Raw genomic sequence first — 15,453 nt, 5'->3', positions numbered from 1 at the left:
TAGCAAAAAGACTCATTCCCCCTTTCTCCTCCAAAATATGGTATAGTAGAATTATACTATCTATGAGGAGTTTACATGTCACAGGATAAACAAATGAAAGCTGTTTCTCCCCTTCTGCAGCAAGTTATCAATATCTCATCGATTGTCGGTGGGGTTGGGAGTTTGATTTTCTGTATTTGGGCTTATCAGGTTGGAATTTTACAGTCTAAGGAAACCCTCTCTGCATTTATCCAGCAGGCAGGTATCTGGGGGCCACCTCTCTTTATCTTTTTACAGATTTTACAGACCGTCGTCCCTATCATTCCAGGAGCCTTGACCTCGGTGGCTGGGGTCTTTATCTACGGGCACATCATTGGTACGATCTACAACTATATCGGCATCGTGATTGGCTGTGCCATTATCTTTTATCTGGTGCGCCTCTACGGAGCTGCCTTTGTCCAGTCTGTCGTCAGCAAGCGCACCTATGACAAGTATATCGGTTGGTTGGATAAGGGCAATCGTTTTGACCGTTTCTTTATTTTTATGATGATTTGGCCCATTAGCCCAGCTGACTTTCTCTGTATGCTAGCTGCCCTGACCAAGATGAGCTTCAAGCGCTATATGACCATCATCATTCTAACTAAGCCCTTTACCCTCGTGGTTTATACCTACGGTCTGACCTATATTATCGACTTCTTCTGGCAAATGCTTTGACATGTAAAAAATCCGTTTGGTTTCCCAAGCGGATTTTGTGCTTTATTTTGAAACTTCTTTTGCAAGAACAAAGTTTCCAAGAGTAGCAGAACCATTTCCTGCTACTGCTGGCGTCACGATGTAGTCACGCACATCAGGTACTGGTAGGTAACCATTGAGAAGAGCTGTAAATTTCTCACGGACACGGTCCAGCATGTGTTGTTGAGCCATGACCCCTCCACCAAAGACAATCACGTCTGGGCGGAAAGTCACTGTCGCATTGACCGCAGCTTGAGCGATATAGTAGGCTTGAACATCCCAAACAGGATTATTGAGTTCAATGTTTTCCCCACGAACACCTGTACGAGCTTCCAAACTTGGACCAGCTGCATAGCCTTCCAAACAGCCTTTGTGGAATGGACAAACACCATTGAATTCTTTTTCAATATCCATTGGGTGTCTAGCCACATAGTAATGACCCATTTCAGGGTGACCCACACCACCGATAAACTCACCACGTTGGATAACACCAGCACCGATACCTGTACCGATTGTGTAGTAAACCAAGTTTTCGATACGGCCACCAGCATTATTACGGGCAACCACTTCACCATAAGCAGAGCTGTTTACGTCTGTAGTGAAGTACATTGGCACGTTTAGGGCGCGACGAAGGGCACCAAGCAAGTCCACATTTGCCCAGTTTGGTTTTGGAGTCGTCGTGATAAAGCCATAAGTTTTTGAGTTTTTATCAATATCAATTGGACCAAATGAACCAACTGCAAGACCAGCAAGGTTATCGAATTTCGAGAAGAACTCAATGGTTTTATCGATTGTTTCGATTGGAGTTGTTGTTGGAAATTGTGTTTTTTCTACAACGTTAAAGTTTTCATCACCGACAGCACAGACAAACTTTGTACCGCCCGCTTCCAAGCTTCCATATAATTTTGTCATGATAAACCTCTTGTTTTTATTTTCTTTATTATAGCATATTTCGAAAGTCTAAATTTCTCTATTTTTTAGATTTTCCTCTGTAAATCTTACCATTCAAGCAAAAACGAACAAACATGTCATTTGTTCGTTTTCATTGTGAGAGGGAATATTGTACTCAATGAAAATCAAAGAGCAAACTAGGAAGCTAGCCGAAGGCTGTACTTGAGTACGGCAAGGCGAAGCTGACATGGTTTGAATTTGATTTTCGAAGAGTATTAGATTTTCACTTCAATCACAGCATCCCCCTTCGCAACTGAACCTGTTGCGACTGGAGCTACTGAAGCGTAGTCAGCTGTGTTTGTAACGATAACCATTGTTGTATCATCAAGACCAGCTGCAGCGATTTTGTTTGAGTCAAATGTTCCAAGAACATCGCCTGCTTTCACCTTGTCACCTTGGGCAACTTTTTGTTCGAAACCTTCACCGTTCATTGTTACAGTGTCAATACCAACGTGGATCAAGACTTCAGCACCATTAGTTGTTTTCAAACCAAAGGCGTGTCCTGTTGCAAAGGCGATTGAAACTTCAGCATCAGCTGGTGCATAGACCACACCTTGGCTAGGTTTCACAGCGATACCTTGTCCCATAGCTCCACTTGAGAAGACTGGGTCATTGACATCAGCAAGAGCTACAACGTCACCAACGATTGGTGTTTGGATTGTTTCGTTTTGAAGGGCTGCTGGAATTTCCTCATTTACCTCTGTAGCTTCTTCAGAAGTTGTTTCTTCTGCCACTTCTGTTTCTTCTTTGTAGCCAAAAGCATAAGTCAATCCGAAACCAAGAGCAGTTGTTACTAGAACCATAAAGATATACTTGAGAAGTTGACCATTTATGTAGAGAAGTGTTCCAGGAATGATAGTAATGCCAAAACTAGTACCTGCCAAACCTAGGATGTTCGCTAACCAACCACCAGCAGCACCAGCGATAAGTCCCATGATAAACGGTTTACCATAGCGAAGATTAATACCAAAAATAGCTGGTTCAGTGATACCAAGCCCAGCAGAAAGTGCAGCTGGGAAGGCAAGAGCTTTAATTTTTGGATTCTTTGTTTTCACACCAACAGCAAGGGTTGCTCCAAGTTGAGCAGTCATAGCCGCTGTAATAATAGCATTAAGAGGATCTGAACCTGTAGAAGTTACTAAGTTAGATTCTAATAAGTTGAAGATATGGTGGACACCTGTAACGACGATGACCTGATGAACACCACCAAGGATTAATCCACCTAGACCCATTGGGAGACTGAGCAACCAAACAGTAGCGATTTTAACGTAGCTTTCAACTTCATGGAATACAGGTCCAATGACAAACAAGGCCAAAATAGACATCACCAAGAAAGTCAAGAATGGTACAAGGAGTAAGTCTAATACATCTGGGATACGCTTACGTAACCACTTTTCGAGCTTCGCACCGGTCAATCCGACGAAGAAAGCTGGTAAAACTGAGTTTTGATAACCTACAACCTTGATAAAACCAAAGAACATAATTGGCTGAGCATCACCAGAAGCAACAGCCCAAGCATTTGGTAAGGCTGAGTTAACCATCATCAACCCTAGAACCAGACCAATTAAAGGATTCCCACCGAATACACGGAAGGCTGACCAACAGATCAAAGCTGGGAAGAAGGCGAAGGCTGTATCCGTCAATACAACTGAATAAGTATAGAAGTTTGTTGCTTTAAAAGCTTCCGCAGTTGTTCCAAACAAAGCCAAAACTTGATCTTGAACAATAGCCCCACGAATTCCCATAAACAAACCAGTAGCAACGATTGCTGGCAAAAGTGGTACAAAGACATCACCGAAAGTACGGATAGCACGTTGGAACCAATTTCCTTGTTTAGCAGCTTCTGCTTTCATTTCAGCTTTAGTAGAAGTTGGTAAACCAAGAGCTACGACCTCATCGTACATCTTGTTTACTGTACCAGTACCAAAGATGATTTGGTATTGACCTGAGTTAAAGAAAGCACCTTGAACTTTTTCCAAGCTCTCGATAGCATCTTTGTTAATCTTTGCTTCATCTTTCACCATAACACGGAGGCGAGTTGCACAGTGGGCTACACTGTTAACATTCTCACGTCCGCCCAAGGCTTCGATGACTTTTTTTGCAATTTCTGTATTGGTCATTTGCAAAAATCTCCTTATAAAAAATTTGTTCTTGTTTGAAAGCGATTTATTCGCCCTACGAGTATTATTTTATCATCTTTCAAAAATATGTCAAGCGTTTTGCAGAAAAAGTTTTTGTTTATTATGGATTTTGATTGTTTTTGCTATTTTTCAAAAGAATATTCCTAATAAATGCTTATTATTAAAAGATTTTTGCTATACAATTTTCAAAAACTTTCACATTTTCATTGATTTTCATATAAAAGAGATTCTATTTTCTGTCAATCGTTTGACATTTTTTTCTTAAATCTGATATAAAAGACTTGCTTTTTTAAAAGGAAACGTTTACTATAAAGATAGTAGAATTTATGGAGGGAATACAAATGGAATGGACTACTGAGCGTCGTTATAGACGCTATGAAGATTGGACACAAGATGAAATCAAACAAATTCAAGAAAATATGGCTCAGTCTCCATGGCATACAAGCTATCACATTGAGCCCAAGCAAGGTCTTTTAAATGACCCAAATGGTTTTTCTTATTTCGATGGCAAGTGGGTTGTCTTTTACCAAAATTTCCCCTTTGGTGCAGCTCACGGTTTGAAATCTTGGGTTCAACTTGAAAGTGATGATTTAGTTCATTTTTCAGAAACTGGAGTTAAGGTCCTACCTGATACTCCATTAGATAGCCACGGTGCTTACTCAGGTTCTGCCATGCAGTTTGGCGATCAATTGTTCTTATTTTATACAGGAAATGTCCGTGATGAGTATTGGATTCGCCATCCTTACCAGATTGGTGCCTTAGTGGACAGGGATGGAAAGATTGAAAAGATTGACAAAATCTTGATTGATCAACCTACTGATGCTACTGACCACTTCCGAGATCCACAGATTTTTAACTTTAAAGGCCAATACTACGCTATCGTTGGCGGTCAAGATTTAGAGAAAAAAGGATTTGTCCGTCTCCACAAGGCTGTCGATAATGATTACACTAACTGGCAAGAAGTCGGAGACCTTGACTTCAACAATGACCGCACTGCTTATATGATGGAGTGCCCAAATCTAGTCTTTGTAGGGGATCAACCTGTCCTTCTCTACTGCCCACAAGGATTGGATAAAAAAGTTCTAGACTACGACAATATCTATCCAAATATGTATAAGATTGGGGCTTCCTTTGATCCTGAAAATGCCAAAATGGTAGATGTGTCTCAACTTCAAAACATGGACCATGGTTTCGAAGCCTATGCAACTCAAGCCTTCAACGCTCCTGATGGACGTGCTCTAGCTGTTAGCTGGCTTGGTTTACCTGATGTTTCATATCCATCTGACCGTTTTGACCACCAAGGAACCTTCTCTTTGGTCAAGGAACTCACTATCAAAGACGGCAAGCTCTACCAATACCCAGTCGCAGCTATCAAGGGCCTTCGTGCCTCTGAAGAAGCCTTCTCAAACCGTGTTCAAACCAAGAACACATACGAACTCGAACTCAACTTGGCAGCTAATAGCCAGAGCGAAATTGTCCTACTTGCTGATAAAGAAGGTAAGGGACTTTCAATCAACTTTGACCTTGTAAATGGTCAAGTGACAGTGGATCGTAGCCAGGCTGGAGAACAGTATGCTCAAGAATTTGGAACAACTCGTTCTTGCTCTATCGATAATCAAGCTACTACTGCTACGATTTTCATCGATAACTCTGTCTTTGAAATTTTCATCAATAAAGGAGAAAAAGTATTTTCCGGTCGTGTCTTCCCACATGCGGACCAAAATGGTATCCTGATCAAATCTGGAAACCCAACTGGAACTTACTATGAATTAGATTATGGTCGCAAAACTAACTGATGTCGCTAAACTTGCAGGCGTCAGCCCTACTACCGTTTCTCGGGTTATCAATAAAAAAGGTTATCTCTCTGAGAAAACCATCCAAAAAGTCAATGAAGCCATGCGGGAATTGGGCTATAAACCCAACAACCTGGCTCGTAGTTTGCAAGGAAAATCAGCTAAGTTAATCGGTTTGATTTTCCCCAATATTTCCAATGTTTTCTATGCAGAATTGATTGATAAGCTGGAACACCAACTCTTCAAAAATGGTTACAAGACCATCATCTGCAACAGTGAGCACGATTCTGAGAAGGAACGTGAATACATCGAAATGTTGGAAGCCAATCAGGTGGACGGCATCATTTCTGGTAGTCATAACTTGGGAATTGAAGACTACAATCGCGTGACAGCACCGATTATTTCCTTTGACCGAAATCTGTCACCAGATATTCCTGTCGTTTCCTCTGACAACTATGCTGGTGGAGTTCTGGCGGCCCAGACCCTGGTTAAGACAGGCGCCCAGTCTATCATCATGATTACAGGGAATGACAATTCCAATTCGCCAACTGGACTGCGCCACGCTGGTTTTGCATCCGTACTCCCAAAAGCTCCTATTATCAATGTTTCCAGTGACTTTTCTCCTGTCAGAAAAGAAATGGAAATCAAGAATATCTTAACTCGACAAAAACCAGATGCCATCTTTGCTTCGGATGATTTGACAGCTATTCTGGTCATTAAAATTGCTCAAGAACTTGGCATTTCTGTCCCAGAAGAACTCAAGGTCATCGGCTATGATGGGACCTACTTTATCGAGAATTACTACCCTCAACTCGCGACCATCAAGCAACCTTTGGAAGAGATTGCCTGCCTTACCGTTGACCTCCTCTTGCAGAAGATCGAAGGCAAGGAAGTCGCCACAACAGGTTACTTCTTACCAGTTACTCTATTACCTGGAAAAAGTATTTAATACTCAATGAAAATCAAAGAGCAAACTAGGAAGCTAGCCGCAGGCTGTACTTGAGTACGGCAAGGCGAAGCTGACGTGGTTTGAATTTGATTTTCGAAGAGTATAAGCACAAGAAAACTCAGACCGATCGGTCTGAGTTTTTTTATGATCTTAAGTTTTGGAGATAGTGCTGGGCTGTTTCTAGGTTAAAGGTTTTCTCTGCGATGAGGAGCTCGACTAGGGGAGCTACCTCGGATTCACTGGCACCTGCTATGAGTGCTAAGGATTTGGCCTGCAATTTCATGTGTCCTTGCTGGATTCCTGTACTTACCAAGGCTTTGAGGGCTGCAAAGTTTTGGGCTAGCCCGATAGAAACAATAATCTGAGCTAATTCTTTGGCAGAAGGATTTCCCAGTAGTTCATGACTGAGGGCCACACGAGGGTTGAGGCCGATAGAACCACCCTTGGTCGCTACAGGCATGGGTAAGGTCATCTGACCGACCAATTCTTCTCTTTCAAGGTCCAGCGTCCATTGACTAAGACCTTGGTAGCTTCCATCTTGACTGGCAAAAGCATGGGCCCCAGCTTCGATGGCACGCCAGTCATTACCAGTGGCAATCAAAATGGCATCAATGCCGTTAAAAATCCCTTTATTATGGGTGGCTGCTCGGTAAGGATCAGCTTGCGCAAACTGACTAGCCAAGGCAATTTTCTCCGCAATCTCTCGTCCTTGATCCTTTTGGCGGCTCAAGTAGCGAAAGGCGATGCGACAGCTTGCCGTCACCAGAGAATCGGTCGCGTAGTTGGACAAAATTCCCATAAGGCTCTGTCCTTGACTAAGTTCTTCTAAGACAGGCTTCAAGGCTTCCAGCATGGTGTTGAGCATATTGGCTCCCATGGCTTCTTGGGTATCAACATGGAGATAAACAACAAGGAAGGCTGTTTCGCCATTTATCTGCTCTACATGTAAATCACGCGCCCCACCCCCCCGTTTGACGATAGAAGGATAGGCTTGATTGGCAAGTTCCAAGAGCTCCGCTTTCTTACTGGTAATCTTCTCTTGCACTTGTTCAGGATCAGCAACTTGATAAAGAGCTACCTGTCCAATCATCTGACGCTTATGAACTTGTGCAGTAAAACCTCCTGTACGCTTGATGATTTTACTGGCATAGCTGGCCGCTGCAACCACGGACGGTTCTTCTGTTACATAGGGAACGGTGTATTCCTGACCGTTGACAAGAACCTCTGGAACCAGCGAATAAGGCAGAGAAAAAGTTCCCACTACATTCTCACTCAGCTGGTCTGCCACAGTCACACTCATCTGTTCATCCTGCTCCAAACTCTCTTGTCTCTCAGGACTAAGGAGCGCCTGAGCTTTTAACAGCTCGAGGCGCTCTTGGTATGATTTTTTAGAAAATCCATTCCAACTCATTTTCATTATTTTTCAACCTTGCTATAACGGCGTTGGTGGTCGACAATTTCAACCAAGGCAAAATCTTGATTTTCATAGCCAGCAAACTGGGCAGAGTTTGTTTCATCTAAGTCTACTTCCTCAAAGAAGACCTTTTCATAGTCTGCAACGGATAGGGCAGTTCGTTGGTCAAGTTTGTTCAAGCGGTCTTTATCCAGATAAGCTTCATATCCTTCAACCAATTCACCACTGAAGAACTCAGCTACAGCCCCACTTCCGTAACTATAAAGGGCAATTTTATCCCCAGCCTTCAAGCTATCTGTATTTTCTAAGAGAGACAAGAGTCCGAGGAAGAGGGAACCTGTATAGATATTCCCCACCTTTTGACTGTAGAGAATAGACTGGTCAAAATGCTTTTGCAAGAGGTCTTTTTTCTCTTGAGGCAAGCTCTTATCCATGATTTTTTTCAAGCCTTTTAGCGCTAATTTAGGATAAGGCAAGTGGAAGCAAACAGCCGCAAAATCATCCAAAGTAAGCTGGTAGCGTTTTTGGTATTCAAGCCAAGTCGTTTTCAAGCTATCTAAGTATTGTTGGGTAGAGTAAACACCATTTACATACGGAGTTGTCGAGTAATTTGGACGCCAGAAATCCATGATATCACGAGTCTGGGCTACATTGTCATTATTAAAGGCCATAATGCGTGGATTTTGTGTAATCAACATAGCCACACTTCCAGCACCCTGAGTGGGTTCTCCTGGAGTTTCAATACCGTACTTGGCAATGTCACTGGCGATGACTAAGACTTTGGACTCTGGAGAATTTTCCACATGCAATTTGGCATAATGGAGGGCAGCTGTCGCTCCATAGCAGGCTTCTTTAATCTCGAAACTACGAGCAAAGGGCTGGATGCCCAGCAAGCCATGCACAAAGACGGCTGCAGCCTTACTCTGGTCAATTCCTGACTCGGTAGCCACAATGACCATATCAATTTCTTGTCTTTCTTGCTCAGTTAAAATAGAGTCACTTGCACTCGCCGCCAAGGTCACAATATCCTCAGTTAGGGGGGCAATACTCAATTCCTTGAGCAAGAGTCCTTTGCTTAATTTTTCAGGGTCAATTCCCCTCGCTTCTGCTAAGTCTTGTAATTTCAAGACATATTGACTGGTTGCAAAACCAATCTTATCAATACCGATTGTCATATTTACCTCTGTTTTATCATTCATTGTAAAAAATCGTTCTATACTATTTTATCACAAATGGCAGTAAAAGAGAGAAAAAAGACTTGATTCACCAAATCAAGTCACTTTTCAATCTAACTATTATGCTGCTTTCTTAAGTAGGAATAGAGTCTGAGAATTACTGTTCCACTAGCCATTCCAATGGAAATCACCAAAGCCAACATAACAACCAAGGTTGCACTAGCAATGGCATGACTGTAATCTCCCGTCACAAAAAAGGCAGTTGTCCGATAGGAGAGATAACCCGGAACCAGAGGTGCCAAGATGGCCAAGATAAAGACCACAGCAGGGGTCTTATAAAGAATACTCAAAATCTGGCTGACACAAGAACCAATAATGGCCGCAATGAAGGTGGCTACAATGACATTGGTTGGTTCCTTGAGCAAGAGATAAATCAGCCAGACAGCCATGCCCAAAATCCCGCCAGGTAAGAGCATAGAGCGTTGCACATTGAGTACGATTAAAAAAGTGATAATGGCAAGAAGACTTGCTACTGCTTGTAATAAAAAGGTTGTTAGTGTCATATTAGTTCATCAATACCAAGGCGACAGAAGTTCCTGCCCCTAAAGCTAGGGTAATGAGTAGGGATTCAAACATCTTGCTCATACCAGAGTTTATGTGGTTAGTCATAATATCACGGACCGCATTGGTCAAGGCAATACCTGGTACAAAAGGCATAACCGCACCAGCTATAATCAAATCTGCCGTTGAAGGAAAACCTGTGTAGCGAGCCCAAAATTGGGCAATCATCCCAAAGACAAAGGCTCCAGCAAAGGCTGTCACAAAGGGAATTCGGATAAACTTCTCCACATAGAGAGAAAAGGCAAAACCAAATAAAGTCGCCACTCCTGCCCCAAGTGCGTCGTAGATATTTCCACTAAACATAATTGAAAAGAAAGGAGCGCTAAAGGTCGCAGCCAGAGTTACCTGCAACTTGGTATAGGGAAGGGGTTGGGCTTGCAAGGCTGTCAATTGCTTGAAGGCTGTCTCTAAATCAAGCTTTCCACCTACCAACTGACGAGAAATCTGGTTGACATCACAGACTTTTTCGATGTTATAAGAAGAGGAGGTCACGCGCTTCATACGCGAAATATTGGTATTTTCAATGGAGAAAAAGATAGCGGCAGGCATGGCAAGAACATTGCAATCCACAATCCCCTGCGAATGAGCAATACGAATCATGGTATCTTCTACACGATGAATCTCTGAACCACTTTTTAAGAGAATGGTCCCTGCTAGCATAATCACATCGATGACGGCATTTAGTTCTTTTGATTCTTCCATACTTGCCTCCTTTTATCAACTCCCTCTATTCTATCACAAATCTGGAGTCAAAAAAAATCTTTGCCACGAAATCATGACAAAGATTCTAGTATCACTATGGATTGTCTCGGGAAGTATCTCCTCGTTGTGAATTACCTTGCGGATTTCCCTGTGTTGGAGTGGATTCTGCATCCCCTTGTTCGTTAGGTTTCCGAGAAGAACTTGAGGACGAAGAAGAGGATGAGGATGAAGAAGTTGAAGAAGAATGAGTTTGTTTCGCTTTATAAATAGAAATTTTAACACGAGTGGTGTTTAAATCTACCTTTTCACCCGGTTTTGGACTTTGCTCTACAACAGTCCCCTCAGCTGTTCCTTCAGGAGCTGTAGACACTTCTACAACTTCGATATTGGCTTTTTTAACTTCATATATCTGTGTAAGATTATTGACTGCAAATTCTCGGCTAGAACCAATATAACTTGGCATTGAAATAGAATTTACTTTTTTAGCAACAGTCAGAACTATTTGAGTTGCCTTGCTAAGATCGTAGGTTGTTCCCTCCGGCAAACTTTGTTTCATGATTGTACCAGCTTCGATTTCGTTGGATTCTTCTTCCTCAATCTTAATTAGATTTTCTGGAACCTTCTTTCCTTTCAACTCTGCCACTACATCACTAGATTTTCTTCCAAGATAATTTCCGAGTTGGAAGGATTGCTGACCAGAAGACACAATTAAATTAATTTTTGTTCCTTCTTTACGTGTTGTACCAGCATCAGGATCGGTACGAATAACCCTACCTTCTTCAACCTTATCACTGGCCTCTGCTTTTTCTTCACCAACCTCAAAATTGGCTTTTTTAAGAGCTTCTTTAGCTTCTGCAACCGTCTGCCCTGCCACTTTTGGAATGGCAATGGTAGCGGGCGTTCTATATAAAATCCATACCAAAGATGCCACAACCAACAAGAAGGTCGCAAATAAAATTGGATAACGTGCTTTCATGCGACGGCGTTTGGTTGGCTTTGGACTAGGTACCGTTTTTTCTGTCTGATGAGGCTGGGGCTTAGGTTGAGGTCTTCCCTCTTGTACCGGAGCTTTAGGAATAGAAGTCAAGGTACTTTGTGGAACTTTAGGAAGAGTCTTGGTATCCGCCTTAGTCGCATCGTCAAAGACTAGCTTTGGTTCATTACGACGATTATAAGACAAACTACTAGACAAATCAACATACATTTCAGCGACTGATTTGTAGCGATCTGTCAATTTCTTGGCAGTTGCCTTGATAACAACATTTTCTAAAGCCTGAGGCACAGATGGATTTTCAGCTATAACCGATGGCAAGGGCTTCTGGAAATGCTGGAGGGCAATGGTCACCGCACTATCCCCATCGTAAGGAATATGACCTGTCAGCATCTCATAGAAGATAATCCCCATAGCATAGATATCACTCTGCACAGTTGCTTTAGAACCACGCGCCTGTTCTGGTGACAAATAATGAACTGAACCTAGCATAGAGTTGGTCTGAGTCAAACTCGTCTCTGCAAAGGCTACTGCGATCCCAAAGTCTGTAACCTTGGCAGTCCCATCTGGTGTCAAAAGGATATTTTGCGGTTTTAAATCTCTGTGAACAATTCCTCGAGTATGGGCTAAGCGCATAGCCAAAAGGATTTGTCCCATGATTCGAATCGCTTCTTCATTTGAAAGAGGGTGATGTTCCTTGATATAGCGTTTGAGGTCTAATCCAGCAACATATTCCATTGCGAGATACTGTTGCCCCTCTTCTTCACCAATATCTGTAATCCGAACGATATGAGGATGGTCCAGATCCGCCATGGCTCTCGCTTCCCGCTGGAAACGCGCCACAGCAATCGGGTCTGTTTGGTAGTTAGTCCTCAGGACCTTCACTGCCACTTCTTCACCGTCCAAAATCAAATCCTTAGCCAAATAGACATCTGCCATGCCTCCTCGACCAATTTGTTTGATAATTCGATACCGCCCGGCAAAAATCTTGCCGATTTGGATCATTCTGTTGCCTCCTCATTAACAGCAATAAGGGCAACTGTAATATTGTCCAATCCACCAGCATTGTTGGCAAAACGGATCAAGGTTGCTGCCTTATCTGCCAAAGGAATATCGCTGGTTACAATATCATAGATCTCACTTCCTGAAATCATATTTGTTAATCCATCACTATTAAGTAGGAGATAGTCTCCCGGCTCAAGGGTAATCATTCCAAAATCAGGCTGAATTTCATCTTTTTGACCGATTGACTGGGTAATAATATTTTTCTGTGGGTGGCTAGCTGCTTCTTCAGGTGTCAATTGACCTGCCTTGAGCAATTCATTGACCAAGGAATGATCGCTCGTTAACTGGTGGTATTCTTCTCCACGAATTAAACCAATACGAGAATCTCCAACGTGGGCATAAATAGCCTGATTGTCAATAATGGCTACAGCCTCAAGAGTTGTTCCCATTCCTTTATAGGCTTCATCTTGCCCCAATTGGTTAATCTTTTTATTTTCCATCTCAAGGTTGTTAGCAAACCATTCACGCACCTCGTTGATGGTATCAATTTGGGTATCTACCCAAGCGATACCTAAATCTGTAACCGCCATTTCACTCGCGATATTTCCTGCACGGTGTCCTCCCATCCCGTCAGCTAAGATAATCATAGTACGACCTGCTCTGTTGACGTAGTGGTTGACATAGTCTTGGTTATTTGTTCGTTTTTGACCAACATCCGTTAATATTGAAATTTCCATATGTCAGTTCCTTCCTAATCCGATATCTTGCGAAATTGGCTGATGAAAAATCCATCACTTCCATACAATTCAGGTGTAATGAGAATACAACCATCTTTCATGATATCCTTACATTCATGTTCTAGTTTTACCTGCTCAAATTCAGGATGACTTTCTAAAAATGCCTGAACGACTTGAAAGTTCTCCTCTGAGACAATAGTACAGGTACTATAAGTTATTATACCACCTTTGCGTAGTGTTTGACAAACACTACCTAATATTTCTAGCTGAATTTCCTGTAAGGACGCGAAATCTGCCGTTTCTTTATTGTATTTGATATCTGGTTTCCGGCGCAGCAGACCGATTCCTGAACAGGGAGCATCCACTAAAATCTTATCAAAAGAATTCTTACCAAAAAACTCATGCACCTTTCTGGCATCTAATTTTTGCGTTTGAACTCGGTCTGCAACTCCTAGACGTTGGGCATTTTCTTGGATCAAGCTCAGCTTATGGTCATAAAGATCTAGTGCAGTAACTCGACCTGTCGTCAGGTAAGAAGCTATATGGGCTGTTTTTCCTCCTGGAGCAGCACAGGCATCTAGAACCTGTTCATCACCTTGTAAATCAAGCGTCGGAGCAACCAGCTGACTAGACTCGTCTTGGATGGTAATGGCACCCTCTGAAAATAGGTCATGTCCCGCAAAGTGGCCTTGCTCCTTCACAAGACCAGAGGGAGACAAGGATGAATCACTGGCCTCCAACAAGACTTGGATTTCTTCTTTTCGGCTTAAATCAGTCACACGAATACTGGCCTTGTTGCGAACCAAAAGACTTTCAAAAATAGCTTGCGCTCGCTCTTCGCCGTATTCTTCCTTAAGTTTAGACACGAGCCAAACTGGGAGAGAATAGGTAATAGAATCACGCTTGTTTTTTCGTTTGATGCTAGTAATATCTGGCCAGCCTTCACGCAAGATACGACGAAGGACAGCGTTAACCAATTTTTCACTGCCTTTTTTACGAGTTTTGGCCAAATCCACTGCTTCATTAACCACAGCATGATCTGGAATCTTGTCCAAATAGCGTAGTTGGTAGGCACTCATGAGAAGAAGGACATAGAGCCAGCTGTCTAACTGGTCTCTGTCTTCGATAAAGTGGGATAGGTACCATTCCAGAGTCAGTTTACGGGCTACCGTTCCATAGACTAGCTCTGTCACCAAGCCCTTGTCTGCTACAGAGAGTTGACTTCCTTTGAGATGCTTATTTAAGGCGATGTTTGAGTAGGCTTGATTGATAAAGACATCCTCTAATACCGCTAGGGCTAAACTTCTTGCCGTTTCTACTTTAGTCACCAAATCGTTCTCCTACAGTCAATGTACGTCCAACTCCATTGAGGAAGGAAGCAATATCCATCTTAGGCTTACCAGCTGGTTGCACTTGTTTGAGGGATAGAGCTCCTTCTGCCGTCGCGACGATCAATTCTTTCTTGCCGATAGAGAGAATCTCACCTGGATTTCCCTGACCTTCTACTGCTAGGGCTTCATAAATCTTAAAACGGTCCCCCTTGAGGAAAGTATGGGCAACAGGCCAAGGGTTCATCCCACGGATCTGGTTAAAGAGTTGACGATTGCTTTTAGTCCAATCTAATTTTTCTTCCTCTGGCTGGATATTGGGAGAGAAGGTAACCTGACTTGGATCCTGCGGTTCAGGTTTGATTTCCCCAGCAATATAAGCCGGCAAAGTGTCCAAAAGCAAATCACGACCAACTAGCGCCAATTTTTCAAACAAGGTACCGACATTGTCCTCATCCGTGATAGGAATACTGCGACGAGAAATCATATCTCCTGCATCCATTTCCTTAACCATCTCCATAATGGTCACACCAGCTTCATCATCCCCTTGAATCAAGGCATAATGGATCGGCGCTCCACCACGGTGTTTAGGAAGGAGGGAAGCGTGAACGTTGACCGCAAAATCCATGCTATCAAGGAGTTTGCTTGGGAGAAACTGCCCAAAAGCAGCAGTCACAATTCCATCTGCTCCTAGTTTCATAATAGCTTCCATCTCTGGACTTCCAGATAGTTTTTCAGGTTGGTAGATAGGAAGTCCTGCCTCTTTGGCAGCCTGCTTGACTGGGGTTTCTTGGATAACTTTTTTACGACCAACAGCACGGTCTGGCTGGGTTACGACAGCTAGAATTTCATAACGGTCATCTGTCAAAAGTCCTTTTAAGACTGTTGCTGAAAAGTCGGGGGTCCCCATAAAGATTAATTTTGTCATATCTTCT

13 protein-coding genes are annotated in these 15,453 nt (G+C 42.7%); 3 read left to right on the top strand and 10 right to left on the bottom strand.

Annotated elements, in window-relative coordinates; genetic code table 11:
• Nucleotides 1–75 precede the first annotated feature (75 nt).
• Nucleotides 76–693, top strand: coding sequence for a TVP38/TMEM64 family protein (locus OCF96_RS04215; RefSeq protein WP_125852112.1), 618 nt, complete (start codon nucleotides 76–78; stop codon nucleotides 691–693).
• A 42-nt stretch (nucleotides 694–735) separates the two neighbouring features.
• Here the strand turns inward: OCF96_RS04215 and scrK are convergent, their stop codons facing one another.
• Both scrK and OCF96_RS04205 read right to left on the bottom strand, forming a co-directional pair.
• Entirely contained in the window at nucleotides 736–1,623 is an 888-nt protein-coding gene (scrK, locus tag OCF96_RS04210) for a fructokinase ScrK (protein ID WP_049524643.1), read from the bottom strand.
• Nucleotides 1,624–1,877: 254 nt separating this feature from the next.
• Nucleotides 1,878–3,782, bottom strand: a complete 1,905-nt coding sequence (locus OCF96_RS04205; RefSeq protein WP_261446518.1) for a sucrose-specific PTS transporter subunit IIBC — start codon at nucleotides 3,780–3,782, stop codon at nucleotides 1,878–1,880.
• A gap of 362 nt (nucleotides 3,783–4,144) precedes the next feature.
• Here OCF96_RS04205 and OCF96_RS04200 point away from each other — a divergent pair, with 362 nt between their 5' ends.
• Complete coding sequence (locus OCF96_RS04200; protein ID WP_261446517.1) at nucleotides 4,145–5,599, top strand: sucrose-6-phosphate hydrolase; 1,455 nt, start codon at nucleotides 4,145–4,147, stop codon at nucleotides 5,597–5,599.
• Nucleotides 5,580–6,545, top strand: coding sequence for a LacI family DNA-binding transcriptional regulator (locus OCF96_RS04195; RefSeq protein ID WP_000226009.1), 966 nt, complete (start codon nucleotides 5,580–5,582; stop codon nucleotides 6,543–6,545). The genes OCF96_RS04200 and OCF96_RS04195 overlap by 20 nt, the downstream gene beginning before the upstream one ends.
• 142 nt (nucleotides 6,546–6,687) lie before the next feature.
• On the opposite strand, the gene OCF96_RS04190 is transcribed toward OCF96_RS04195, so the two are convergent.
• From OCF96_RS04190 to fmt, 8 genes are all read right to left on the bottom strand, one after another.
• Nucleotides 6,688–7,962, bottom strand: a complete 1,275-nt coding sequence (locus OCF96_RS04190) for a hydroxymethylglutaryl-CoA reductase, degradative (protein ID WP_261446516.1) — start codon at nucleotides 7,960–7,962, stop codon at nucleotides 6,688–6,690.
• On the bottom strand, nucleotides 7,962–9,134 hold the full coding sequence (locus tag OCF96_RS04185) for a hydroxymethylglutaryl-CoA synthase (RefSeq protein ID WP_261446515.1): 1,173 nt from the start codon (nucleotides 9,132–9,134) through the stop codon (nucleotides 7,962–7,964). Before OCF96_RS04185 ends, OCF96_RS04190 begins: the two co-directional genes overlap by 1 nt.
• Nucleotides 9,135–9,247: 113 nt before the next feature.
• Complete coding sequence (locus tag OCF96_RS04180; RefSeq protein ID WP_049550918.1) at nucleotides 9,248–9,697, bottom strand: threonine/serine exporter family protein; 450 nt, start codon at nucleotides 9,695–9,697, stop codon at nucleotides 9,248–9,250.
• A 1-nt stretch (nucleotide 9,698) separates the two neighbouring features.
• Nucleotides 9,699–10,457 carry a threonine/serine exporter family protein gene (locus OCF96_RS04175; RefSeq protein WP_000392874.1) on the bottom strand — a complete coding sequence of 253 codons (759 nt, stop codon included), beginning with the start codon at nucleotides 10,455–10,457 and terminating at the stop codon, nucleotides 9,699–9,701.
• 94 nt (nucleotides 10,458–10,551) lie between these two features.
• Nucleotides 10,552–12,453: a Stk1 family PASTA domain-containing Ser/Thr kinase gene (gene pknB, locus OCF96_RS04170; RefSeq protein WP_261446512.1), complete on the bottom strand. Its 1,902-nt coding sequence runs from the start codon at nucleotides 12,451–12,453 to the stop codon at nucleotides 10,552–10,554.
• A complete protein-coding gene (locus OCF96_RS04165; protein ID WP_033682216.1) occupies nucleotides 12,450–13,190 on the bottom strand; it encodes a Stp1/IreP family PP2C-type Ser/Thr phosphatase in 741 nt (246 codons plus the stop codon). The genes pknB and OCF96_RS04165 overlap by 4 nt, the downstream gene beginning before the upstream one ends.
• 14 nt (nucleotides 13,191–13,204) lie before the next feature.
• Entirely contained in the window at nucleotides 13,205–14,518 is a 1,314-nt protein-coding gene (gene rsmB, locus OCF96_RS04160; protein ID WP_261446510.1) for a 16S rRNA (cytosine(967)-C(5))-methyltransferase RsmB, read from the bottom strand.
• Nucleotides 14,511–15,446 (bottom strand): methionyl-tRNA formyltransferase, encoded by a 936-nt coding sequence (gene fmt / locus OCF96_RS04155; protein ID WP_261446509.1) that lies wholly within the window; start codon nucleotides 15,444–15,446, stop codon nucleotides 14,511–14,513. Before fmt ends, rsmB begins: the two co-directional genes overlap by 8 nt.
• Nucleotides 15,447–15,453: the final 7 nt, after the last annotated feature.

The sequence above is a fragment of the Streptococcus mitis genome (genome assembly GCF_946190065.1).
GTDB lineage: Bacteria > Bacillota > Bacilli > Lactobacillales > Streptococcaceae > Streptococcus > Streptococcus mitis_DE.
Note: the sequence above shows the minus strand (reverse complement) of the source record. Positions and strands in the feature narration are given on the sequence as shown.